Annotated in this window: 28 protein-coding genes; 18 read left to right on the top strand and 10 right to left on the bottom strand. The window is 72.4% G+C overall.

The features are described from left to right. Positions 1-142 precede the first annotated feature (142 nt). The gene (locus tag AB0H71_RS11365; RefSeq protein WP_357018129.1) at positions 143-661 is read left to right on the top strand and encodes a DUF2505 domain-containing protein; all 519 of its coding nucleotides are present in this window, start codon (positions 143-145) and stop codon (positions 659-661) included. Next, complete coding sequence (locus AB0H71_RS11360; RefSeq protein ID WP_357018126.1) at positions 631-1449, top strand: class I SAM-dependent methyltransferase; 819 nt, start codon at positions 631-633, stop codon at positions 1447-1449. Before AB0H71_RS11365 ends, AB0H71_RS11360 begins: the two co-directional genes overlap by 31 nt. A gap of 130 nt (positions 1450-1579) precedes the next feature. On the opposite strand, the gene AB0H71_RS11355 is transcribed toward AB0H71_RS11360, so the two are convergent. Next, positions 1580-2176, bottom strand: coding sequence for a type IV toxin-antitoxin system AbiEi family antitoxin domain-containing protein (locus tag AB0H71_RS11355; RefSeq protein ID WP_357018124.1), 597 nt, complete (start codon positions 2174-2176; stop codon positions 1580-1582). A gap of 132 nt (positions 2177-2308) precedes the next feature. On the opposite strand from AB0H71_RS11355, the gene AB0H71_RS11350 reads away from it, so the two are divergent. Continuing rightward, the gene (locus tag AB0H71_RS11350) at positions 2309-3040 is read left to right on the top strand and encodes a DUF2993 domain-containing protein (RefSeq protein WP_357018121.1); all 732 of its coding nucleotides are present in this window, start codon (positions 2309-2311) and stop codon (positions 3038-3040) included. 2 nt (positions 3041-3042) lie between these two features. On the opposite strand, the gene deoC is transcribed toward AB0H71_RS11350, so the two are convergent. Continuing rightward, positions 3043-3711 carry a deoxyribose-phosphate aldolase gene (deoC, locus tag AB0H71_RS11345; protein ID WP_357018119.1) on the bottom strand — a complete coding sequence of 223 codons (669 nt, stop codon included), beginning with the start codon at positions 3709-3711 and terminating at the stop codon, positions 3043-3045. Between the two features lie 71 nt (positions 3712-3782). On the opposite strand from deoC, the gene AB0H71_RS11340 reads away from it, so the two are divergent. Next, the gene (locus tag AB0H71_RS11340; RefSeq protein ID WP_357018116.1) at positions 3783-4331 is read left to right on the top strand and encodes an N-acetyltransferase; all 549 of its coding nucleotides are present in this window, start codon (positions 3783-3785) and stop codon (positions 4329-4331) included. A gap of 23 nt (positions 4332-4354) precedes the next feature. Beyond that, a complete protein-coding gene (purU, locus tag AB0H71_RS11335; RefSeq protein WP_357018114.1) occupies positions 4355-5236 on the top strand; it encodes a formyltetrahydrofolate deformylase in 882 nt (293 codons plus the stop codon). A gap of 3 nt (positions 5237-5239) precedes the next feature. Here the strand turns inward: purU and AB0H71_RS11330 are convergent, their stop codons facing one another. The 5 genes from AB0H71_RS11330 to AB0H71_RS11310 form a co-directional block, all read right to left on the bottom strand. Continuing rightward, positions 5240-6247 (bottom strand): alpha/beta hydrolase, encoded by a 1008-nt coding sequence (locus AB0H71_RS11330; RefSeq protein WP_357018111.1) that lies wholly within the window; start codon positions 6245-6247, stop codon positions 5240-5242. A 70-nt stretch (positions 6248-6317) separates the two neighbouring features. Then, complete coding sequence (locus AB0H71_RS11325; RefSeq protein ID WP_067653804.1) at positions 6318-6623, bottom strand: DUF2516 family protein; 306 nt, start codon at positions 6621-6623, stop codon at positions 6318-6320. Positions 6624-6681: 58 nt separating this feature from the next. After that, positions 6682-7326, bottom strand: coding sequence for a heparin-binding hemagglutinin (locus AB0H71_RS11320; protein ID WP_357018108.1), 645 nt, complete (start codon positions 7324-7326; stop codon positions 6682-6684). After that, positions 7323-7805, bottom strand: a complete 483-nt coding sequence (locus tag AB0H71_RS11315) for a helix-turn-helix transcriptional regulator (protein ID WP_357018106.1) — start codon at positions 7803-7805, stop codon at positions 7323-7325. The genes AB0H71_RS11320 and AB0H71_RS11315 overlap by 4 nt, the downstream gene beginning before the upstream one ends. Positions 7806-7889: 84 nt before the next feature. Continuing rightward, positions 7890-9143 carry a DUF445 family protein gene (locus AB0H71_RS11310; protein WP_357018510.1) on the bottom strand — a complete coding sequence of 418 codons (1254 nt, stop codon included), beginning with the start codon at positions 9141-9143 and terminating at the stop codon, positions 7890-7892. 261 nt (positions 9144-9404) lie between these two features. Between AB0H71_RS11310 and AB0H71_RS11305 the strand changes: the two genes are divergently transcribed. From AB0H71_RS11305 to AB0H71_RS11290, 4 genes are all read left to right on the top strand, one after another. Then, positions 9405-10100: a TetR/AcrR family transcriptional regulator gene (locus AB0H71_RS11305; protein ID WP_357018103.1), complete on the top strand. Its 696-nt coding sequence runs from the start codon at positions 9405-9407 to the stop codon at positions 10098-10100. 125 nt (positions 10101-10225) lie between these two features. Continuing rightward, a complete protein-coding gene (locus AB0H71_RS11300) occupies positions 10226-11656 on the top strand; it encodes an AarF/ABC1/UbiB kinase family protein (RefSeq protein WP_357018100.1) in 1431 nt (476 codons plus the stop codon). 33 nt (positions 11657-11689) lie between these two features. Continuing rightward, positions 11690-12943: a saccharopine dehydrogenase NADP-binding domain-containing protein gene (locus tag AB0H71_RS11295; protein ID WP_357018097.1), complete on the top strand. Its 1254-nt coding sequence runs from the start codon at positions 11690-11692 to the stop codon at positions 12941-12943. Next, positions 12940-13572 (top strand): class I SAM-dependent methyltransferase, encoded by a 633-nt coding sequence (locus tag AB0H71_RS11290; protein ID WP_357018094.1) that lies wholly within the window; start codon positions 12940-12942, stop codon positions 13570-13572. Before AB0H71_RS11295 ends, AB0H71_RS11290 begins: the two co-directional genes overlap by 4 nt. On the opposite strand, the gene AB0H71_RS11285 is transcribed toward AB0H71_RS11290, so the two are convergent. Together AB0H71_RS11285 and AB0H71_RS11280 are read right to left on the bottom strand one after the other, a co-directional pair. Continuing rightward, the gene (locus AB0H71_RS11285; RefSeq protein WP_357018091.1) at positions 13569-13748 is read right to left on the bottom strand and encodes a hypothetical protein; all 180 of its coding nucleotides are present in this window, start codon (positions 13746-13748) and stop codon (positions 13569-13571) included. The two genes, AB0H71_RS11290 and AB0H71_RS11285, sit on opposite strands and share 4 nt — an antisense overlap. Before the next feature lie 106 nt (positions 13749-13854). Beyond that, on the bottom strand, positions 13855-14649 hold the full coding sequence (locus AB0H71_RS11280) for a GntR family transcriptional regulator (RefSeq protein ID WP_357018089.1): 795 nt from the start codon (positions 14647-14649) through the stop codon (positions 13855-13857). A 149-nt stretch (positions 14650-14798) separates the two neighbouring features. Between AB0H71_RS11280 and AB0H71_RS11275 the strand changes: the two genes are divergently transcribed. From AB0H71_RS11275 to AB0H71_RS11245, 7 genes are all read left to right on the top strand, one after another. Continuing rightward, positions 14799-15179, top strand: a complete 381-nt coding sequence (locus AB0H71_RS11275; protein WP_357018086.1) for a hypothetical protein — start codon at positions 14799-14801, stop codon at positions 15177-15179. Positions 15180-15274: 95 nt separating this feature from the next. Next, entirely contained in the window at positions 15275-15898 is a 624-nt protein-coding gene (locus AB0H71_RS11270; RefSeq protein ID WP_357018083.1) for a hypothetical protein, read from the top strand. Then, entirely contained in the window at positions 15895-16653 is a 759-nt protein-coding gene (locus AB0H71_RS11265) for an ESX secretion-associated protein EspG (RefSeq protein ID WP_357018080.1), read from the top strand. The genes AB0H71_RS11270 and AB0H71_RS11265 overlap by 4 nt, the downstream gene beginning before the upstream one ends. A 30-nt stretch (positions 16654-16683) precedes the next feature. Then, positions 16684-17529, top strand: a complete 846-nt coding sequence (locus AB0H71_RS11260; RefSeq protein ID WP_357018078.1) for a polyphosphate kinase 2 family protein — start codon at positions 16684-16686, stop codon at positions 17527-17529. A gap of 86 nt (positions 17530-17615) precedes the next feature. After that, the gene (locus AB0H71_RS11255; RefSeq protein WP_357018075.1) at positions 17616-18080 is read left to right on the top strand and encodes an excalibur calcium-binding domain-containing protein; all 465 of its coding nucleotides are present in this window, start codon (positions 17616-17618) and stop codon (positions 18078-18080) included. A 161-nt stretch (positions 18081-18241) separates the two neighbouring features. Next, entirely contained in the window at positions 18242-18985 is a 744-nt protein-coding gene (locus tag AB0H71_RS11250) for a thioredoxin domain-containing protein (protein WP_357018073.1), read from the top strand. After that, positions 18982-19548: a vitamin K epoxide reductase family protein gene (locus AB0H71_RS11245; protein WP_357018070.1), complete on the top strand. Its 567-nt coding sequence runs from the start codon at positions 18982-18984 to the stop codon at positions 19546-19548. Before AB0H71_RS11250 ends, AB0H71_RS11245 begins: the two co-directional genes overlap by 4 nt. Positions 19549-19552: 4 nt before the next feature. Here AB0H71_RS11245 and AB0H71_RS11240 read toward each other — a convergent pair whose 3' ends face one another. Then, positions 19553-20656, bottom strand: a complete 1104-nt coding sequence (locus tag AB0H71_RS11240; protein WP_357018067.1) for a trypsin-like peptidase domain-containing protein — start codon at positions 20654-20656, stop codon at positions 19553-19555. A 117-nt stretch (positions 20657-20773) separates the two neighbouring features. Between AB0H71_RS11240 and AB0H71_RS11235 the strand changes: the two genes are divergently transcribed. Continuing rightward, positions 20774-21826 (top strand): NAD(P)-dependent alcohol dehydrogenase, encoded by a 1053-nt coding sequence (locus AB0H71_RS11235; protein WP_357018064.1) that lies wholly within the window; start codon positions 20774-20776, stop codon positions 21824-21826. 17 nt (positions 21827-21843) lie between these two features. Next, positions 21844-23025, top strand: a complete 1182-nt coding sequence (locus AB0H71_RS11230) for an AI-2E family transporter (RefSeq protein ID WP_357018062.1) — start codon at positions 21844-21846, stop codon at positions 23023-23025. Position 23026: the final 1 nt, after the last annotated feature.

Genomic DNA, 23026 nt, shown 5'->3' with positions numbered 1-23026 from the left:
TGAATCCGCAGATCGCGCGGCGGTCACGCCGAGCACGGCGGCTGGGGCGCGGCACCACGCCGCGGGCGGGCGGATTGTGGGCGTTCCCCACATCGCCCGCCGTGTGCCGTGCGCCGGGCGGGCACCGGTAACGTGTCGGCTCATGGCTCGCCGACTCGACTACTCCGCTCGCTACCCGCTGCACACCACCAAGGAGCTGTACGCGGCGCTGTCGACCCGCGACTACTGGGAGGCCAGGGTCGAGGAGATGCGGAAGTACTCGCCGAACCACGTGGTCAGCGTGGACGCGGCGGAGACCGGCATCGAGGTCGTGCTGGAGCACATCATCCCGCGCGAGATGCTGCCCGAGATGGCGCAGACGGTGATCCGCAAGGACATGGTGATCACCCGCAAGGAGAGCTGGGGCCCGTTCCGCGAGGACGAGGTGCACGGCAAGTACACCGCCTCCATCCCGGCCGGGCCGGGCAGCCTGAACGGCACCATCCGGCTCTTCCCGACCGAGACCGGCAGCACCATCCGCTTCTCCTCCGAGGCCAAGGTCTTCATCCCCATGGTCGGGCCGCGGCTGGAGCAGCTGATCCTGGTGAACCTGGTCGACCTGTTCCGCGGTGAGGCCGAAGAGACGCTGAAGTGGCTGGAAGCGGGCACCCCGGCGCGCTGAACCGGCGGCCGGTCGGCACCGTCACCCGCGGCACCACCGGGGTGAACCGGCTGCGCCGCAGCGACCGGCAGCTGGTGGCCGACCCGCTGGTCCGCGCCCGGCTACTGGCGGCCGCCGACCCGCTGGTGGTCGATCTCGGCTACGGCGCGCAGCCCTGGACCACGCTGGAGCTCGCCGCCCGGTTGCGCGCGGTGCGCCCCGACGTCCGGGTGACCGGGCTGGAGATCGATCCGGAGCGGGTGGTGCCCGGCCGCGACGGGGTGGAATTCGCGCGCGGCGGATTCGAGCTGGCCGGGCTGCGGCCGGTCCTGGTGCGCGCCTTCAATGTGCTGCGGCAGTACCCGGAGTCCGAGGTGCCCGCGGCCTGGGGCACCGTGCTCGGGAAGCTGGCGCCGGACGGGCTGCTGGTCGACGGCACCTGCGACGAGCTGGGGAGGCGCTGCGCCTGGATCCTGCTCGACCGCGCCGGGCCGCGCACGCTCACCCTGGCCTGGGATCCGTTCACCGTCGAGCGGCCCTCCGATATCGCGGAGCGGCTGCCCAAGGCGCTCATCCACCGCAATGTGCCCGGCGAGTCGATCCACGCGCTGCTCACGGCCGCCGACCGGGCCTGGGCGCAGGCCGCGCCGGTCGCCCCCTTCGGGCCGCGGTTCCGCTGGCGGGTCGCGGCCGAAGCGCTTGCCGCGCAGGGTGTCCCGCTGCGGATCTTTCGCCGCCGCATGCGCGACTGCGTGCTGACCGTCCCGTGGGGATACGTCGCGCCGGCTGATGCCCCGCCGGCATCCTGAGCACGCGCTGCGACCGGCGACGCCCGCGCCCCCGGCACGACGCGCGAACAGGTCCACGCGCTCCCGGCGAGTGGACGTGGACCCGGCCGAGGCGGACCCCGCGAGCCGGCATCGACGGCCGAGGCGGAACCTAGACCGCGGCCAGCGCCCGGTGCAGGCGCGCGGCGGCGCGCGGGGCGAGCCCGGTGCCCGCGGCCCTGATCTCCACCGCCGCGCACCGGCCGATGGCGACGGCATCCGCCACCACCTCGTCCAGCGCCGCCTGCGCGATATCGCCCTCGGCGAGGTCGAGCACGGTGCGCACCGGCGTCGTCACCAGGAACGGCCCGGCCGACTCCACCTCGTCCCCGGCGAGCGCCCGGCGCAGCACGACGACCCGCGGCGTCACCGGCGGCCGCCCGGCCGGCACCGAGAGGTGCAGGAAGCGCGGCCGCAGCCGCCCGAGCCCGTGCAGGTCGGCGGCGCTCTGGTGGGAGACCGCCACCTCGTCGTCGAACCACGCCGCCCACATGGCGTACTCGTCGAGCGGCCCGACCGGCGACCCGGCGATCCGCAGCATCCCCATCGCGGCCCGCGCTATCGAGCCGTCCGCCAGCCCGGCGCGCACCCGCGCCTCGCAGCCGGCGCGCATCACCTGCCGCGCCGTGAAGAACCCGGCGTGCCGCGCCGCCAGTTCCCGCAGTTCCGCCCAGCCGTGCAAGCGGCGGCTCGCATCGTTGCCCGCCATGATCCGAGATTACGCCGTAAGGCTGTGCCTCATGTCACATTTCGCCCGCTTCCATCCACGCGGGCCAGGCTTGGCCGAGCCTTCACCATGCCCACAGAACCGGCTCAGAATCGTGCGGAAGAATCGAGCGGCATGAGCACAGCACCGTCCCTCGCCCGGCGCACCGACCGGCGGCGTCCGCTGGTGATCGCCCTCGTCGTGGTCGTTCTACTGCTCGGCACCGCCCTCGTCGGCACCGAGGCCTACGCCAGGCACCAGGTCTCGCAATGCATCAGCTCCCAGTTCGAGCGGGAGATGGGCTCCACCATCGACGTCTCCTTCGGCCCGAAACCCCTGCTGCTCACCTACCTCGACGGCAAGGTGCCGGAGGTGACGGTGGACAGCAACGACAACCGCTTCGGCCCGGCCGAGGGCATGGTCGTGCACGCCAGATTCTCCGACGTCGTGCTGAACGACGACGGCGGCGGCAGCGTCGGCGCCTCCTCCGCCGACGTCACCTGGAGCAACGAGGGCATCGCGCAGACCCTCACCGGCATGGTGAGCGGGGTGAAGTCCTCGGCGGGCAGCGGCACCGTCACCATGGAGGTGCTCGGCGGGCTGGCCCAGCTCGAGGTGCGCCCGCAGGTGCGGAGCGACCGGGTGGTGGTCGACACCACCGGCGCCCAGTTCCTCGGCATCGGGCTCCCCACCGACCTGGTGCAGGGCATCGTCGACCTGTTCACGCAGAGCCTGCAGGCGTTCCCGGTCGGCATGCGCGCGGATCGGATCGCCGTCACCGACAGCGGCATCGACGTGCACCTCACCGGCGGCCACTTCGACCTGACCACGAACAACCAGAACGGCAACCAGGAGGTCCGCTGCTGAGCTCAGGCCGGGAAGCCCTCCAGCACCGCGCGGGAGGCGGAGAGCCCGAGCCGGGTGGCGCCCGCGGCGAGCAACTCCGCCGCGGCCGTCGCCGTGCGGATACCCCCGCTCGCCTTGACCCCGAGCCGCCCGCCGACGGTCTCGGCCATCAGCCGCACCGCGGCCACGCTCACCCCGCCCGCCGGGTGGAAGCCGGTGGAGGTCTTGACGAAGTTCGCGCCGGCCCGCTCGGCGGCCAGGCAGACCTCGACGATGGCCGCGTCGGTGAGCGCGGCGGACTCGATGATGACCTTGAGCACCGTCCGCTCGCCGACCGCCTCGCGCACCGTGACGATATCGGCGAGCACCGCCGCGTAGTCGCCCGCGACGGCGGCGCCGACATCGATCACCATGTCCACCTCGTCCGCGCCCTGCTCCACCGCCAGCCGCGCCTCGGCCCCCTTGACCAGCGAGTGGTGCTTGCCGGAGGGGAACCCCGCGACCGTCGCCACCACCAGCCCGGGTGCCCGCACCGGCAGCATGGCCGGGGAGACGCAGATCGCCAGCACCCCGAGCTCGCGCGCCTCGGCGACCAGCGCGGCGACCCGGGCGGCCGTGGCCTCGGGGGCGAGCAGCGTGTGGTCGATGACGGCGGCGACTTCGGCCCGGCTCGGCCACGCGGGTTCTGCCATGAGGTGAAAGTCTGGCACACGGGCGGCGAATTGCATTGCGTGCCTCCACGGCTCGAGGGGAGACTCGAAGGGTGCTGATCCGCCGCGAACGCGCCGCCGATATCGGCGGCATCGCCGCCGTGCACCGGAGCGCGTTCGCCGAACGCGCCGCGGTGCCCGCCGGCCCGAACACCGCCCCCGGTGCCGCCCCCGACCCGGTCGAGGTCGGGCTGGTCGGCGCGCTGCGCGGCGGCGACGCCTGGATCCCGACGCTCTCGCTGGTGGCCGAGGAGTACGGCGCCGTCGTCGGCCACACCTGCCTCACCAGGGCGGCGGTCGGCCCGTTCCCGGTGCTCGCGCTCGGCCCGCTCGGGGTGCTGCGGGAGCGGCAGCGCGACGGCATCGGCGCGGCGCTGGTGCACGCGGCGCTCGGCGCGGCCGACGCCCTGGACGAGCCGCTGGTCGGGCTGCTCGGCAGCCTGGACTACTACCCGCGCTTCGGCTTCGCCCCGGCCGCGCGGTACGGCATCGCCCCGGACCGGCCGGAGTGGGCGATGCACCTGCAGGTGCGCCCGCTCACCGCCTTCGAGGACCGGATCGCCGGGGAGTTCCGCTACGCGGACGCCTTCTACGAGCTCTGACCCCGGTTTGCGAGGATGGGCGGATGACCTCCGCCCCGAACGACCGGCGCTTCGTGCTGACCCTCGGCTGCCCGGACCGCCCCGGCATCATCGCCAGGATCACCTCGTTCATCGCCGAGTTCGGCGGCTCCATCGTGGAGGCCGGCTACTACTCCGACCCGGACAATGCCTGGTTCTTCACCCGGCAGGCCATCGCCGCGACGACCGTCCCCTTCGAGCTCGGTGAGCTGCGCGACCGCTTCGCCGGGGTGGCGGCCGACTTCGGGCCCGGCACCGAGTGGCAGCTGCACGACACCGGCGAGCGCCGCCGCGCGGTGCTGCTGGTGAGCAAGGACGCGCACTGCCTGCACGACCTGCTCGGCCGGGCCACCACCGGCGAACTCCCCGCCACCATCGAGGCGGTGATCGGCAACCACCCCGACCTCGCCGGGATCACCGAGGCGCACGGGGTGCGCTTCCACCACGTGCCGTTCCCCAAGGACCCGGCCGAGCGCGGCCCCGCCTTCGCCCGGGTGCGCGAGCTGGTCGACGCCCACGACCCGCACGCCGTGGTGCTCGCCCGCTTCATGCAGGTGCTCCCCGCGCACCTGTGCCAGCACTGGGCCGGGCGGGCGATCAATATCCACCACAGCTTCCTGCCGTCCTTCGTCGGCGCGCGGCCGTACCACCAGGCCTTCGCCCGCGGGGTGAAGCTGATCGGCGCGACCTGCCACTACGTCACCGCGGAGCTGGACGCCGGGCCGATCATCGAGCAGGACGTCACCCGGATCGACCACGCCGACGAGGTGCGCGACATGGTGCGCCAGGGCCGCGATATCGAGCGCGTGGTGCTGGCCCGCGGGCTGCGCTGGCACCTGGAGGGCCGGGTGCTGGTGCACGGCCGCCGGACCGTGGTCTTCTCCTAGGAGCTACCCCGCGGCCCGGATCCGCTCGTCCTCCGCGGCGGCCAGCACCCGGGCCAGCTCCGCGTTGAACTCCGGGTACGCCTCCACATTGCCGAGGTGGCCGGTGGGAAGCACGACGTGGCGCCGCAGATTGCCGGACTCGCGGAGCAGCTCGGCGATCCGGTCGGCGTGCACCCGCGGGGTCAGGTGGTCGTACTCCCCCGCCAGCACCGTGGTCGGCACCGAGAGGTGCCGCGCCGCGTCGCCCAGATCCATCTCGGCGAGCAGCAGCCCGAACTTGGCCCGCACCAGCGACGGGCAGGAGCGCACCACGCCCATGCTGTAGTCGAGCAGCTCCCTGGTGGAGCTCGGGTGCATGATGCCGCGGGCGAAGAGCCAGCGGATCGGGGCGACCGGCGGGAAGAGGATCGGCAGCCCGAGCCCGAACCGGCCGACCACCAGCGGCAGCGCCAGCTTGCGGCGCAGGAAGCGCACGGTGCGGTTGAACCAGGGCAGCACCGTGGTCTCGGCGACCAGCTGCCCGGAGGCGGTATTGGTCAACAGCACGGCCCGCGCCCGCTCGCGCACCCGCTCCGGGTAGCGCGCGGCCCAGGCCTGCACCGTCATCCCGCCGAGGCTGTGCCCGACCAGCACCGCGCGCTCACCGGGCGCGAGCGCGGCGTCCAGCACCGCGACCAGGTCGTCGGCGAGCACGTCCATGGTGAGCTTGCCGCGCCCGAGCTCGCTGCCGCCGTGGCCGCGCTGGTCGTAGGCGATCACCCGGTACTCGCCGGCGAAGGTGTTGATCTGCGCGTTCCAGTACTCGATGGCGCAGGTCCAGCCGTGGATCAGCACCACGGGGGTCGCGTTCTCCGGGCCGTAGGCGTACACCCGCAGCCGGGTGCCGTCCGCCGCCCGCACCTCGAGCGTGCGGCGCGGCGCGGTGGGGCGGTTCAGCAGGGCGGTGGCGTAGGTGCGGGACCGCAGCCCCGCCCGGTACCCGGCCATCCTGCGCGGCGTCTTCGCACGCATCGGACACTCCTTTGTGTTACTGCTACTTACAGTAACTCCGAAGGAGCGGCGGAGCCAGCCCCCGCGGGTGCTACCAGCGCGGCCCGCGCTGCACCTCGTCCACCTTCGGGCGGACGTCGGCCAGGTAGATGCCGGTGGCGATGATCGAGATGAAGGCGAGCAGCCCGAGGCCGCCGAAGGAGAGCAGCAGGAGCAGCAGCGCGACCGCCAGGATCCCGGACCAGATCGGCTTGGTGAGCTTGTCGACCGCCGTGAAGGCATCGGAACGCTGGCGCAGGGCGTGGATCAACGCGAATGCCGTGGCCCCGAACGCGAGCGCCCAGAGCACGAGCATGATGATCCCGGTCAGTCCGTTCACCGTGTTCACGCCACCCATGATAGGGGTGCGCCCCCGCGTCCAGGCAGGACGCGGGGGCGCACGGAACGGCGGCGGATCACACCTCGTCGGGGGTGACCTTCTTGGCCGGGGCCTTCTTGGCCGGAGCCTTCTTGGGCTCCTGCCCCTCGGTCGGCGCGACATCGGTGGCCACCGAGACCACCTCGGCCTCGACCACCGGCGCGGCGTCGACGACCTCGGCCGCCTTCTCCTCGGCGGCCTTGGCCTGGCGGCCCAGCAGGTCGCCGACCCGGCCGACGACGCCCTCGGCGCTCTTCACGGTGTCGTTGTAGATGGTCTCGACGCGCTGGATGCGCTCGTCGACGACCTGGTTCGTGCGCAGCCGGTCGACGGTCTCCTCGCCGCGCGAGGCGAGATCGGCGTAGATGTCCAGCGCCTGCCGGTAGTACTGCTCGGCGATCCGGCGCAGCTCCTCCGGGGTGAACTTCTCGCGCAGCGCGGCCAGGTCCTCCGGCAGCTCGGACGGCAGCCCGGAGAGCCGCGTGCGCAGCGTCTCGAACTGCGCCTGCACCTCGGCCCTGGTGAGCCGCTCGCGGGCCTCGTCGACCCGGGTCTGCACGTCGGCGGCGACGGCGCGCTCGCGCACCTGGCCGACCGCGTCCAACACGGCGGTGTAGACGGCGTCACCGGCGCCGACGGTGGCGAAAAGGGGCTTGGTCACGGTGGCGTTCTTCTCGGTCATGGTGTTTCGCTCTCCTGGCTCCGCGGGGCCTGTTCGATCAGGCCGTCGGTATTCGTGCGTGGAACGTCGTCGTCCCGGCCAGTCCCCGAGCCGTTCGTGCCGTTTTCCCGGCGGAACGACTCGTAGATGTCCAGGAGCACCTGCTTCTGCCGCTCACCGATCGTGGTGTCGGCCAGCAGGGCGTCCCGGATCGGACTGTGTGGCCGTTGCTCGAGAAAGCCGGCCCGTACGTACAACACCTCCGAGGACACCCGGAGCGCCTTCGCGATCTGGGCGAGTACCTCGGCGGAGGGGTTGCGCAGCCCGCGCTCGATCTGGCTGAGGTACGGGTTGCTCACCCCCGCCAGAGCGGCGAGCTGTCGTAGCGAGACCTGCGCGGCCTCCCGCTGCGAACGGATGAAACCTCCGATGTCCTGCGCCGCATGCACGACGCGTGCCGCTTTCTCGCCGGCTCCGGACACCTCGGGATCTTCTGCCATCACTCACCTTCCGGTGGGTTGTACGGGAACGAGTCTAGGGGAAAGTGCTAGCTCTTGCAAGCACCCTGCTAGCGAAAGTGCTAGCTAGCCGCCGAACATCAGATGCGAGACGGTGTAGATGGCGAGCCCGGCCAGCGAGCCGACCACGGTGCCGTTGATCCGGATGAACTGCAGGTCCCGGCCGACCTGCACCTCGATCTTCTTGCTCGCCTCGTCCGCGTCCCAGCGCGCGACGGTATCGGTGACCAGGGTGGAGATCTCCGCCGCGTAGTTGCCGACCAGGTAGCGCGCGCCGCGATCGATCCAGCCGTCCACCCGGCCGCGCATCCCCTCGTCGTCGCGCAGCCGCTCGCCCAGCCTGCGCACGTTCTCGTCCACCTTGCGGCGCAGCGTGCTGTTCGGGTCGTCGGCCGACTCCAGGATCAGCCGCTTGGCCGCGCGCCAGGTGGCCTCGGCCATGCCGGTGATCTCGGCCCGCCCCATGACCTGGCTCTTGATCCGCTCGGCCTTGGCGATCATGGCCTCGTCGTGCTGCAGGTCGTGCGCGAACTCCTCCAGGAACTTGTTCGCCGCGAGCCGCACCTCGTGCTGCGGATCGGAGCGCACCTTCCAGGTGAACTCGACCAGCTCGCGGTAGATGCGCTCGGAGAGCATGACGTTGACGAACTTCGGCGCCCACTGCGGCGCGTCCCGGTTCACGATCCGGTCGATCGTCTCCTGGCTGCCGAGCGCCCACTGGTGCGCGCGCTCGGCGAGCAGGTCGAGCAGCGCCAGCTGGCGGTTGTCGGCGAGCAGCTCGGCGAGCACCCGGCCGATCGGCGGGCCCCACTGCGGCTCGGCGATCCGCTTGACGATGGTGTTGTCGATGATCTGCTCGACATCCTCGTCGCGCAGCGCCCCGACCACCGCGCGCAGCAGCGTCGAGCTCTCCTGCGCGACCCGCGCGGCATTCTCCGGCTGCGCCATCCAGCGCCCGGCCCGCAGCGAGACCTGCGCCGAGGCGAGCCGGGCCGACACCACCTCGGGCGCGAGGAAGTTGGTGCCGACGAAGTTGCCGAGGCTGGCGCCGAGCTGGTCCTTCTTCTTCCGGATGATGGCGGTGTGCGGGATCGGCAGGCCGAGCGGGTGCCGGAAGAGCGCGGTCACCGCGAACCAGTCGGCCAGCGCGCCGACCATGCCCGCCTCGGACGCGGCGCGCACGTAGCCGACCCACGGGTCACCCTGGCCGCGCGACTCCAGCCAGCGGCAGAACAGATAGATGACGGTGGCCAGCCCGAGCAGCCCGGTCGCGAAGACCTTCATCCGGCGCAGGTCGCGCTTCTTGCCTTCCTCGTCCATCAGGCTGCCGAGTCCCGGCGGCGCGGACTTCCCGCCAGCCGGTACGAGCACCGCCGTGGTGCCGGGATCTGTGTGCATGGGTCCATTCTGTCCATCTCGGGGCGGAAGTGCCCGGATATGTGTTACCGGCCGCATCGGCGAGGATTCGCCCCTATCCCGCGCGGCGCGAACTAGGCTGGAGGCCGCACCGGCACCACGAGCATCCGACAACACGACCGAGGAGTCACGCTGTCCACCGAAGACCTCGTCGAACTCGGCGAAGTGACCGATCGACCGTCGGCGGTGCGGACCGGCCGGATGGACGGCCGGAAACGCCGCTGGCGCCAGCACAAGATCGACCGCCGCGAAGAACTCGTCGACGGCACGCTCGCCGCCGTCCGGGTGCGCGGCAGCACCGCCGGAATGGACGAGATCGCCGCCGAGATCGGCGTCTCCAAGACGGTGCTCTACCGCTACTTCTCGGACAAGAACGACCTGGTCCGGGCCACCATGCAGCGCTTCATCGAGACCACCCTGATGCCGAAGGTCTACGGCGCGATCAGCCTGGACGCGGACGAGTACCAGCTGGTCCGCTCCGCGCTCGCGGAGTACGTCGGCACCGTCGACGAGGACCCCGAGGTCTACCGCTTCATCATGGGCAACGGCTCGGCGGACCAGTCCTCGCTCGCCGAGTTCGAGCGGCTCTTCGCCGAGGTGGTCGCCGCGGTGATCACCGACCGCGCCACCGAGAAGGGCATCGACACCGAGGGCGCCATGCTCTGGTCGTATGTGCTGGTCGGCGGCATCCAGCTGGCCACGCACTGGTGGACCACGCACAAGACCATGGACCGCGAGCAGGTCATCGACTACCTGACCATGATGACCTGGAGCGCCATCGAGGGCATGGCGCGGGCCGGCGGCTCGCGGGCGGCCTTCGCCGCGCAGCCGCACGTCCTGCCGGACCCGCCGCAGTCGTAGAACCGACCGGTAACTTCGTTGGAGTGGCCCGGGTCACAGACATTCTCGACACGTCGGCGGCTCCGGTTAGGCTGATTCCGAGCGGGTGGCCCATGTCACCGCGCGGGCACCAACGGAGGTACTCGATGGCGAAGCACGTGCCGACGTCCCGGCTCGCGCGCGGCACCAAGCTCGGCGCGGTCGCCGCCGGTTCCATGATCCGCTCGCGGCGCACCCGGCTCTCCATGCGCGGCCGCTCCGAGGCGGTGCGCGCCAAGATGGCCGAGGAGTCGATGATCCGCACCACCGAGCAGGTGGTCATGGTGCTCGGCACCATGAAGGGCGTCGCCATGAAGCTGGGCCAGATGATGTCGGTGCTCGACCTCGACCTGGTGCCGGAGGAGCACCGGGAGCGGTTCCAGCAGCGCCTCGCCGTGCTGCGCAATGCCGCGCCGACCGTCTCCTTCGCCGCCATGCGCGCGGTGATCGAGGAGGATCTGGGCAGGCCGCTCGGCGAGATCTTCGCCGAGTTCGGCACCGAGCCGGTGGCGGCGGCCTCGATCGGTCAGGTGTACCTCGGCGTGCTGCACGACGGCCGCCGGGTCGCGGTGAAGGTGCAGTACCCCGGGATCGACGCCGCGGTCCGCGCCGACCTCAAGAACCTGGCCATGTTCCGCAAGGTGCTGCAGTCGGCCATGCCCTGGGTGACGCCCGCGGTCCTGGACGAGCTGCGGCTCAATATGGAGGGCGAACTCGACTACCGGGCCGAGGCGCGCACCCAGCAGCAGATCGCCGCGCTCTACGCCGACCACCCGTTCATCGTGGTGCCGCACGCCGTCCCGGAGCTGAGCACCACCCGGGTGCTGGTCAGCGAGTACATCGACGGCCGCGGCTTCGACGAGGTGCGCGGGCTACCGGAGGCCGAGCGGAACCGGATCGGCGAGATCATCTACCGCTTCTACATGGGGTCGCTCTTCACCTTCGGCGAGTTCTGCGGCGATCCGCATCCCGGCAATGTGCTGCTCGCGGCGGACGGCCGGGTCGGCTTCCTCGACTTCGGGCTGTACAACCGGATGGACGCCGACCACGTGCGGTTCGAGATCACCTGCCTGCGCGCCGCCGCCGAGGAGCGCGCCGAGGATCTCCGCGAGCTCATGATCCAGCGCGGCGTGATCGACTCTCCGGAGGAGATCGGCGCCGAGGAGTGTCTGGAGTACGTGCTCTCCGCCTCCGAGTGGTGTCTGATCGACGAGGAGCTCACCATCACCCCCGAGCTGGCCAGCGGCGCCTTCCTGCTCGCGGTGGATCCGCGGGCCGGCGAGTTCACCGGCATGAAGCAGCAGAACCTGCCGCCGGAGCACCTGTTCTCCCGGCGCGCCGACTTCCTCACCTTCGGCATGCTCGGCCAGCTCGGCTGCACCGCGAACTGGCACCGGGTGGCCCGCGAGTGGCTCTACGACGAGCCGCCGGTGACCGAGCTCGGCAAGGCACACCACGCCTGGCTGGCCGAGCGCCCGGCCGGGCGCCCGACCACCCCGCCCCCGCCCGCCGCGCGCCGCCGGGCCAAGCGCTCCTGACCTGTCCGAACCATCGAAGGGGAATCCGCACCCATGCCCGAAACCCGTGAACTCGACCTGGTGCTCTTCGGCGCTACCGGCTTCGTCGGCAAGATCATCGCCGAGTACCTCACCAAAGCCGCCCCCGCGGGCGCCCGGATCGGGCTGGCCGGGCGCACCAGGAGCAAGCTGGAGCAGGTGCGGAGCGGGCTCGGGCCGGTCGCGGCGGAGTGGGAGCTGATCGAGGCGGATGTGAACGACCCGTCCTCGCTGAACGCCATGGTCGCCAGGACCACCGCGGTGCTCACCACCGTCGGGCCGTACCTGCGCTACGGCATGCCGCTGGTGGCGGCCTGCGCGCACGCGGGCACCCACTATGGCGACCTGACCGGCGAGGTGTCCTTCGTCCGCGAGGCCATCGACCGGTACCAGGAGGTCGCGGTGGCCAGCGGCGCCAAGATCGTGAACTCCTGCGGCTACGACTCGGTGCCCTCCGATCTCAGCGTGTACCAGCTGTACAAGCGGACGGTCGCGGACAATGCCGGCGAGCTCACCGACGTCACCCTGATCGCCGCGGTGAAGGGCGGGGTCAGCGGCGGCACCGTGGACTCGCTGCGCGCCATGGTCGAGGAGGCCGCTACCGACCCGGCCAAGGCCAAGCTCCTCACGCACCCGTACGCGCTGAGCCCCGACACCGAGCGCGAGCCGAAGGTCGGCAGGCAGACCGACCAGACGCTGCAGCGCGCCAGCGCCATCCACCCCGGGCTGCCCGGCTGGGTCGGCACCTTCGTCATGGCGGCGCACAACACCAAGATCGTGCGCCGCAGCAATGGCCTGCTCGGCTGGGTGTACGGCAAGAACTTCCGATACCGCGAGGTGATGAGCGCGGGCCGCTCCCCGCTGGCCCCCGTCGCCGCGGCAGCGCTCGCGGGCGGCACCGTCGCCGGCGTGGCGACCACCGCGCTGCTGAGCCGCTCTGCGGTGGGCCGCAAGGTGCTCGACACCGTACTGCCCGCGCCAGGCACCGGCCCCAGCGAGAAGACCAGGGTGAACGGCTGGTTCCGGATGAAGACCTACGCCGACACCACCTCCGGCACCACCTACCTGGCCACCTTCGAGGGCAAGGGCGACCCCGGCTACCAGGCCACCGCCGTGATGTTCGCCGAGACCGGGCTGGCGCTGGCCTTCGACCGGAAGAAGCAGAGCGAGCTGACCGGCATCCTCACCCCCGCCGCCGCCGTCGGCGATGCCCTCACCGACCGGCTGCGCAGGGCCGGGATGACCATCGAGGTCGAGCCCGTCCGGTGAACCTCGCCCGCCGCACCATGAACGCGCCCGCGCTCGCCGCCGTCTACGAGCGAGCGTGGCGCCCCGCGCTGTTCTACCTGGCCAGCGGCCGCAGCATGGATACGGACCGCCGCGACGCGGTCCGCACCCTGCGGCTCTCCGGCCCCAAGCGGGTACTCGACCTGGCCTGCGGCCCCGGCAATTTCACCAGGCACCTGAGCCGGGAGCTGACCGGCGAAGGGGTCGTGGTCGGCCTCGACTACTCCGAACCCATGCTCGCCCAGGCCATCCGCGACAACGCCGCTCCCCGCGCCGGCTACGTCCGCGGCGACGCCCGCACCCTCCCCTTCGCCGACGGCACCTTCGACGCCGTCTGCTGCTTCGGCGCGCTCTACCTGATCCCCGACCCGATCCGCGCCACCCGCGAGATGATCCGGGTGCTCGCCCCTGGCGGCCGGATCGCGATCAGCACCAGCCACCGCACCCCCGGCTGGTTCGGCACCGTGAGCACGGCCGTCGGAGGCGCGGGCGGCCTGCGCGTCTTCGACACGGCAACCTTCCCCACCCTCTTCGCCGAAGCAGGCCTAACCGACATAGACCAGCAGATCCACCGCCTCCTCCAATACGTCAGCGCGACCCGCCCCGCCTAGCTCCCGCTCAAATTCAGCATGCGGCGCAGGATGCCGGGCGCGAAGGTGATCTCGACTTCGCCTGCCCCACCCTCGAACACGAACGTCACATACCCCGGCCTGACCTCCCGCCCGAGCCGCACCACGCACCGCTCGTCGACGATCAACCACCCGCCGCCGGTCAATGGATCGAACATGGCACCCCTCCCCACTCCCCTTGGACGGGCTGCGCCAGAGCCCATGTGGATTGTTCCAGCGGTGCCCCGGGTGGTGTCAATGCGGTAACGGCGTGTCGTCGGCGCGTCAGACCGCGAACCAGCGGTCCGGTTGCTGGACAACGTCATCCACCCGCACCAGCGCGCCGTCGGCGGTGTACCGGGCGGAGCGGCGCACGAGCACCGCGGCCGGCTCGGGCAGCCCGAGATGCTGCCGTTCGAAGGCGCCCGCCAGCCGCGCGGTGACCCGGTCGTGGCCGAATGCCACCCGCACGCCCGCCACCTCGGCCAGGTACCGCCCGGAGCCACCCGGCAGCGCCTCGTCGCGCGCGAGCAGCGGCGCCCGCTCCGCGAGGCCGGGCGCGAACCACGAGGTCACCAGCGCCGCGACCCCGGAATCGCCGCGTACCAGCCGAACTCGCGCCACCGGCGAGCCGGGGCCGGGGAACTCCGCGCGCAGCGAGTCCGGCGCGGGTTCGACGCCCGCCCGCAGCAGCCGCACGGCGGGGTCGGTGACGGCGCCGCCGGCCAGCCCGGGCTCGGCATCGGCCACCACATCCGGGGTGGCCCCGAGCGCGGGCCAGCGATACCCCTCCCCCGGGTAACCCAGGTGTAGCCCCGGGTCGTCGCGGGCGATGGCCGCCACCGCCCGCTCGACCACGAAACTCCCCGACTGCGGCCGGGTTTCGATCAGCCCCAGCCGGCGCAGCTCGCGCAGCGCCTTATTGGCGGTGAGCCGCGCGACGCCCCACTGCGCCGCCAGCTCGCGCTCCGACGGCACCTCGGCGCCCGGCGGCAGCTCACCCTCCTCGATGCGGGCGGCGAAGTGCCCGGCGATCTGCAGGTACTTGGGCAGCGCCGGATTTTCGGCAGCCTCGCTCACGATTCCCCTCCCCCTCGGCGATCGGCGCCAGTCTAGGCGACAGGCCCGGTGCGCCAGATCACCCGGCACCCGCGTGCTCCGCCGGCCACGGCTGCGTACCCGCCGGTACAGTGCGGATGAGCAGGGGTAACGCCAGAGGGGTGGGGCACATGGGAATTCCGGATACCGGGCAGTCGGCGGCGCGCGCGCTCTACGCCGCGGCGAAGGAGGGCGACCCCGGGGTGGTCGCGCTGGACGAGGATGTCGCGAGCGGGCTCGCCGCGGCCTGCGACGACCTCGTCGCCGAGCTGGGGCGGATCGCCGAGCGCGGGCAGGGGCTGGACACCGTGCGCGGTTTCCCCGCCCTCCCCACCGGCACCGGGCTCGCCCGCGGTTTCGGCGCGAAGGGGCAGGAGTTCCTGGCCACCGTGACCGCGTTCCAGCAGACGGCGCTGTTCTACAAGGCCGCCTACCTCGCGGCGGGCCGCCGCTTCGCCGATGCCGAGGCGGCCGCGGGCGCGGCCTTCGCCCTGGCGGGGGGCAGATCGTGAACCGCCGCGGTCGAAACGCGCCGGGCAGAGGCAAGTTACGCGGGCCCGTCGCGCGGCCCGGCGGTTCCACCGCGGCGGGGAACTGAGGCGGGACCATGGCCGACCACGCGGCCAGGGCCGCCGCCGACGCCATCGGGGTGCGCAGCCGCGCACTGAGCGGCGCCGGCGCCACCGACCCGCCCTACGCCCCGGTCCGGGAGCGCTTCGCCGGCTACCCGCACCGCGAGATCTGGGAGCGGGTGCACGAGCAGCTCGACCCGGCGGCGCTCGGCCGCACCGCCACCGGCTGGCAGGACGCCGCGGACGCGCTCGGCGCGGCCTTCCAGTCCTTCACCGACGCCACCGCACCGCTCTTCGCCCGCTGGTCCGGCCACTCCGCCGCCACCGCCGCCGCCGCGACCAGGGAGTTCACCGCCGCGGGCAGCGCGGCGAGCGACGTCTGCCGCACCATCCAGCGGCTGCTGGAGCTGAATGCCGAGGCGGCACAGACGGTCCGCGCCGCCATCGTCCCGCCCCCGGAGTACCTGGCGCTGCCGGACCCGGTGGCCGAGGCGGTACACGGCGGCCGCAGGCGCATGGAGTACGAGATGCTCGCCGCGACGGCGCTCGCCGACGCGCAGGACACCATGACCCACGTCTACACCCCCACCATGCCCGCCACCGGCGACGCGGTCCCCCGCTTCACCGCCCCGCCCCCCGGCCCGGACGGCGCGCGGTGAAGTGGGTGCTCGCCCCGGACGAGTTCAGCTACGTCTGGGAGAACGAGACCGGGCTGGACCGGCGGCCGTACCCCATCAACATGGCGCCGGCAGGCACCGCGCGCAGCGAACGCGAGCACGCCGCACTGCGGCTCCCGCAGCGCTTCCCGCGCCAGGCCGACCCCGACCTGGCCGCCGCGCTCATGGTCTGCGCCCGCCCGGACGCCACCACGGTCACCGTCTCCGGCGAGCGCACCGTGCGCGGCAGGAACAACGGGAGCGCCCCGCACACCGAGCGGATCCTGCTCTACGCCGCCGTGGTGCACCACCACGCCAGCATCGTCGCCGCCGACCCGAAGCGGGTCACGGTGGTCATGTGCCATGCCCGCACGCTCGGCGAGCAGCTGGTGCAGCTGATCGGCTCGGCGCGGGCGGGCCGCAACCCGGCGCTGCGCGAACCGCAGGACGCGGTGCTGCACGGCCACGCCGAGACCTTCGGCTCCGGCGCCCGCCCCGGCGCCGCCCCCACCGCCGAACCGGACCAGGGCGCGGCCCGCTTCCGGAAGATGCTGCGCCGCCCGGTGGACGGCCGCGGCTTCGTCACCGTCACGGTCGCGCCGGACGACCCCATGTCGCCGCCGACCAGGCACCGCAGCTGGCTCGATCTCAGCGGCGACGGCCGGTACCTGCTCACCACCGCGCACGACCTCACCCTGACCCCGGTCGACGACGCGGAATTCGCCGCGCAGCTGACCAGGCTGGCCCAGATCCGCTGACCGGGGCCGCGCGCGTGGTAGGTGTGGGGGATGTCGCCGAAATGGACAACACCCGCCGCCGAAGCGCTGCGCGCCGACGGCCTGCGCGTCGCCGATCTGGACACCTCGGCGACGCCGGGCTTCACCGGCGACAAGGTGGCCGGGCAGCAGCTGCTCGCCGAGCGCACCGAGGTGCTCTCCGCGCTGCAGGAGAAGCTCTACGCCAACGGCCGCTCCGGCGACCACCGCAATGTGCTGCTGGTGCTGCAGGGCATGGACACCGCGGGCAAGGGCGGCATCGTCCGGCACGTGATCGGCTCGGTGGACCCGCAGGGCGTCGACCACGCCTCCTTCGGCGTACCGACCCCCGAGGAGCAGCGCCACCACTACCTCTGGCGGATTCGCAAGGCGCTGCCGCGCGGCGGCCAGCTCGGCGTCTTCGACCGCTCGCACTACGAGGACGTCCTCGTGGTCCGGGTGCACGACCTGGTGCCGCCCACCGAGTGGGAGCCGCGCTACGACGAGATCAACGAGTTCGAGCGCGGGCTGGTGGACGAGGGGACCACGGTGGTCAAGGTCGCCATGTTCGTCTCCCTGGACGAGCAGAAGAAGCGGCTCCGCGAGCGGCTGCAGCGCCCGGAGAAGTACTGGAAGTTCAACCCCAGCGATATCGACGAGCGCGCCTACTGGCCGCAGTACCAGGACGCCTACCAGGCCATGCTCGACCGCACCAGCACCGAGCACGCGCCGTGGCACGTCATCCCCTCGGATCGCAAGTGGTACTCCCGCCTCGCCGTCACCGAGCTCCTCATCGACGCCCTCACCGCCCTCGACCTGCACTGGCCCGCCGCTCAGTTCGACGTCGCCGAGCAGTTGGAGAGGTTGGAGAAGGCGTAGGGGGCGTACCGACCGGTTCGCGGGCGTCGCCCGCATCGCGGGGCGAACGGGGGTGCCGGGCTCGCCCGGAATGCCACGATCGGGCGATGGGGACTCTGCGCGGGATCGGGATCGGGCTGGCCGGGTTCGCGGTGTTGACCGCGGTGGGGTGCGGGGGTGAGGAGGCGTCGCAGCGGGCGGTGAGTGGCACGCAGTCGTCGAGCACGACGGCGGTGGCGAGCAGCACGACGTCGGTGGTGCCGACGACCACCTCGGTCGCGCCGACGACCACCACCCCGGCTCCGACGACCACGCCGCCGGTGCCGACCACAACGACGCGGGTACCGGCCCCGCCGCCGATCGTGATCGTGCCGACGACCACCGTCGCCATCCCCGCACCGCCGCGGATCGAGGCCCCGCAGGTCCCGCAGGCACCTGCACCGGCCCCGAGCGCGTACTACAGGAACTGCGCGGCGGCACGCGCGGCGGGCGCGGCACCGCTGCACCGCGGCGAGCCCGGCTACCGCAGCGAACTCGACCGGGACGGCGACGGGACGGCCTGTGACACCTGATCGGTGACCAAGGGCACCCCGCCCACCCCCGTTCGACTACGGAAACTCTCAGCTCCCTGCGCCAGGATGGGTCGCGATGCCCCCGGCCCGCGTTCCCGACGCGGCACTACGATCGGTGCGGCAGCGATCGGAAGCCGGACGAAAGGCGTGGTGAACGCACGGTGAGCAAGGGAAGCAACAATCCGCTGGCGGCCGCGGAGCGCGCCGACCGCAGGCGCAAGCTCCTCATCCAGGTCGCGGTCGCCGTCGTGCTGGTCGGGCTGGTGGCCGCCATCGGCATCGGCATCGCGCTGAAGAACGCCGCGAACAACGACGAGGGGCCGACCCCCACCATCGCCGCCACCGCCCCGCAGAACCCGGCGGGCATCACCGGCACCATCACCGACAGCGGCTACATCCGCATCGGCAAGCCGGAGGCGAAGACCACCGTGCGGCTCGTCGCCGACCTGCAGTGCCCCGCCTGCAAGGCCTTCGAGGCCCAGTACGGGCAGGTCCTCGAGGACGCGGTGAGCAACGGCACCGCCGCGGTCGAGTACAACATCATCGCCTTCCTGGACCGCGCCTCCAGCACCGAGTACTCCTCGCGCGCCGCCAACGCCGCCTACTGCGTCGCCGGCACCGACCCGGCCAAGTTCCAGAGCTGGCTGAAGACCATGTACGCCCAGCAGCCGGCCGAGGGCACCGCCGGGCTGCCGGACGCCTCGCTGCTGCAGATCGCGCAGGCCGTCGGGTACACCGACCCGTCGATCGAGCAGTGCATCGCCGACCGCACCTACGACAAGTACGTCGCGGCCCGCACCGACGACACCCTGAACGGCGGCGTGCAGTCCACCCCGTCGGTGTTCGTGAACGGCACCCAGGTCACCCCGGACCAGCTGGCCGGCGCGATCACCGCCGCGCAGTGACCGCGGCCCCGCCCCGGTCGGCCTGGATCCTGCTGCTCGGCGGCCTGCTCGGCTGGCTGGCGGCGGTCGCGCTGACCGTGGAGCGCTTCAAGCTCTTCACCGACCCCGGCTACACGCCGTCGTGCAGCTTCAACCCGGTGCTCTCCTGCGGCTCGGTGATGGTCACCGACCAGGCGGCGATCTTCGGCTTCCCCAACCCGCTGATCGGCGTGGTCGGCTTCTCCGTCGTGGTGACGCTCGGATTGCTCTCGGTGGCGGGCGTCGGCTTCCCGCGCTGGGTCTGGGGCGGGCTCTGGCTCGGCACCCTGCTCGGCTCGAGCTTCGTCGGCTGGCTGATCTTCCAGAGCCTGTACCGGATCAATGCGCTCTGCCCGTACTGCCTGGTGGTGTGGGCGATCATCACACCGCTCCTCGCGGTCGTCACCGACCAGCTGTGGGGCCGCTCCACCGGGCCGCTGCGGATCCTGGCCGAGTGGCGCTGGACCTTCGTCGCGGTCTTCTACGCGACCGTGCTGGTCCTGGTCTTCCTGCGCTTCCAGGACTACTGGCTCTCGCTGGCCTGACCGCTCAGCGCGGCGGGCTCTCGGCCAGCACCACCTCGACCAGCCGGCGCCCGGCGCTCTCCTGCACCTCCAGCCGGACCACGTCGGCCGGGCGCCTGGCGTCGATCTCGGCGCGCAGCGCGTTCGCGCCCGCGACCGGGCGGCCGTCCACCGCCACCACCACGCTGCCGTCGGCGAGCCCGGCGTTCCAGGCCGGGGTGCCGTAGAGCACCACGTCCAGCCGGGCGCCGCCGGGCGCGTCGGAGATCAGCACGCCGAGCGTGGCGGTCGGGCCGACGTGCACCGTTCCCGTGGAGACCCCCGCGCGGATCTGCCGCACCACCGCCATGGCCTTGTCGATCGGCACCGCGTACCCGTTCGGCACCTGCCCGGCGGGCGGCGGCTCCTCGGCCCGCCCGGAGGCCGCGGTGATCACCCCGATCACCTCGCCATTGCGATCGGCCAGCGCCCCGCCGGACTGCCCCGCGGTCACCGCCGCCGCGACCTCGACCATGCCGCGCAGCGCGAGCCGGGTGTAGTCGGCGGAGTTCTGCGCGACGATCGTGCTGTTCAAGTCGGTGATCCGCCCCGCGACCGCGGTCGGCGTGCCGCCGACGCCGCCCGCGTTGCCGAGCGCGAGCACCTCGTCGCGCAGCCGCAGCCGGGCCGAGGAGCCGAGCCGCGCGGTGGGCAGCCCGCCCGCGCCGGTGAGCGCGAGCAGCGCGATATCCGCGGTGGCGTCGTAGCCGAGCACCTCCGCCGAGTACTCCACACCCGTCCCCACATCGGTGACCAGCACCGTCTCCGCGCCCTTGACCACGTGGTGGCTGGTGAGCACCTCGCCGTCGGCGCCGAGCACGATGCCGGAGCCCGCCGCGGCGGCGCCGAACGGCCGCAGCGTGACCGCGATGTTCACCAGCGCGGGGCCGACCGTCGCCGCCACCGACGCCGGGTCGAGCGGCGGCGCGGGCGGCGCGACCTCGGCAGGCACCCGATCCGGGCCACCGAAACTGTCGAGCAGGTCGGCCCGGAAGCCGAGGAAACCGGCGATGGCCAGCGCCACCACCAGGAAGAGCGCGGCGCCACGCCCGCCGCGCTCGGGTTCGCGCTGCTGCCATCCGTCGTCCATGGTCGTCCCATCTCCGGCCGGCTCGAAACCTCCATTGTGGCCGCTGGCGGCGGTCCGCACCCGGCGAGCGGAGCGGCCGGTTGGCAAACCCCGGCATGCGACGGTAGGCATGTACGCATGAGCACCGCTGCCGCCTACGCCGTGTCCGGCCCCGAAGGCCCGTTCGAGAAGGTCACCATCGAGCGCCGGGACCTGGGTCCGCACGACGTCCTGATCGACGTCAAGTACGCGGGCATCTGCCACTCCGACATCCACACCGCGCGCAACGAGTGGGGCGGCGCCAAGTACCCCTGCGTGCCCGGTCACGAGATCGCGGGCATCGTTGCCGCGGTCGGCTCGGCGGTCACCAGGCACGGCGTCGGCGACCGGGTCGGCGTCGGCTGCATGGTCGACTCCTGCGGCCGCTGCGCCCCCTGCCTGGACGGCAACGAGCAGTACTGCGAGCGCGGCGCCGTGATGACCTACAACACCCCCGTGGCCGAGACGGTGCAGGCGGGCGGGGTCACGCTCGGCGGGTACTCGACGCAGATCGTGGTCACCGAGAACTTCGTGCTGTCCATTCCCGAGGGGATCGGGCTGGATGTCGCGGCCCCGCTGCTCTGCGCGGGCATCACCACCTACTCGCCGCTGCGGCACTGGAACGCCGGACCGGGCAAACAGGTGGCGATTATCGGCATGGGCGGGCTCGGGCACGTCGGGGTGAAGATCGCCGCCGCGCTCGGCGCCGAGGTGACGGTGCTCAGCCAGTCGCTGCGCAAGCGCGACGACGGGCTCCGGCTCGGCGCCACCGGCTACTACGCCACCGCCGAGAAGCAGACCTTCAAGGATCTGCGCAACCGCTTCGACCTGATCATCAACACCGTCTCCGCCGACCTCCCGCTCGACAACTACCTCAAGCTGCTGAAGGTGGACGGCACGCTCGTCGCGCTCGGCCTCCCGGAGAACCCCGCCAGCATCCGCCCCTACCTGCTCGCCAGCTACCGCCGCTCGCTCTCCGGCTCGATGATCGGCGGCATCGCCGAGACCCAGGAGATGCTGAACTTCTGCGCCAAGCACGGGATCGGCGCGGAGATCGAGCTCATCTCCGCCGACGAGATCGACGCCGCCTACGACCGGGTCGTCGCCAGCGACGTGCAGTACCGCTTCGTCATCGACGCGGGCACCATCTGAGCGGTACCTTCGGCGCTGTGGCCGCTGAGCAGACGCCGGAGAGCGGCGACACCACCAAGCCCGACCCCGGCGAACCACCACCCTGGCTGCTGCGCGCGTTCCTGCTCGGCGCCGCCACCATCGCCGGGCTGATCGCCGGGTTCTGGGCGCTGCAGAAGCTGCAGGGGTTGCTGACGCTGCTGCTGGTCTCGCTGTTCCTGGCCTTCGCCATCGAACCGGCGGTGAATTGGCTTGCCGCGCGCGGGTTCCGGCGCGGCCCGGCGACCGGGCTGGTGTTCCTGGCGCTGCTCGCCATCGTGATCGGCTTCGGCTGGACGCTGGGCGCGCTGCTGGTCGCGCAGGCGACGACGCTGGTGCAGAACGCGCCGGACTACGCCGACCAGGTGGTGGACTGGGTGAACCGCACCTTCCACCAGAATCTCTCCGGCACCGATATCCAGAAGTACGCCACCGAGTGGAGCTCGACCGCCGAGGGGTACCTGGTCGGGCTGGCGGGCAATGTCTGGGGCATCGGCGCCACCGCCGTCGGCGTGGTCTTCCAGGGGCTCGGAATCCTGCTCTTCACTTTCTACTTCGCCGCCGACGGCCCGCGCTTCCGGCACGCCGTCTGCTCCCTGCTTCCCCCGGCCAAGCAGGCACATGTGTTGCGCGCGTGGGATATCGCGGTGGAGAAGACCGGCGGCTACATCTACTCCCGCGGCCTGCTCGCCCTGGCTTCGACGCTCGCGCACTACGTCGCCATGCGCGCCCTCGACGTGCCGTCGGCCTTCGCGCTCGCGCTCTGGGTCGGCGTGGTCTCGCAGTTCGTGCCGACCGTCGGCACGTACCTGGCGGGGGCGCTCCCGGTCGTCGTCGCGCTGGTGGACGGCCCGGGCACCGCGCTCTGGCTGCTCGGCTTCATCGTGCTCTACCAGCAGTTCGAGAACTACGTCCTGCAGCCGCGGATCACCGCGACCACCCTCGACATGCACCCCGCCGTCGCCTTCGGCGCCGTGCTCGCCGGTGCGGCGCTGCTCGGCCCCACCGGCGCCCTGCTCGCCATCCCGGTCACGGCGACCGTGCAGGGCTTCGCGGGCGCCTACATCCGCCGCTACGCGGTGCGCCCCGAAGCCGCCGTCACCCCCGGCCCGCCCGGACCGGCCCGCAAGCTCAGCGCCCGCCTCGCCGAACTGATGCGAGCGCGCGATCCGAAGCCGTGAC

Source organism: Nocardia sp. NPDC050697, from assembly GCF_040654395.1.
In the GTDB taxonomy this organism is placed as follows: domain Bacteria; phylum Actinomycetota; class Actinomycetes; order Mycobacteriales; family Mycobacteriaceae; genus Nocardia.
The sequence above is the reverse complement of the archived record's forward strand: the minus strand, read 5'-3'. Positions and strand labels throughout refer to the sequence as shown.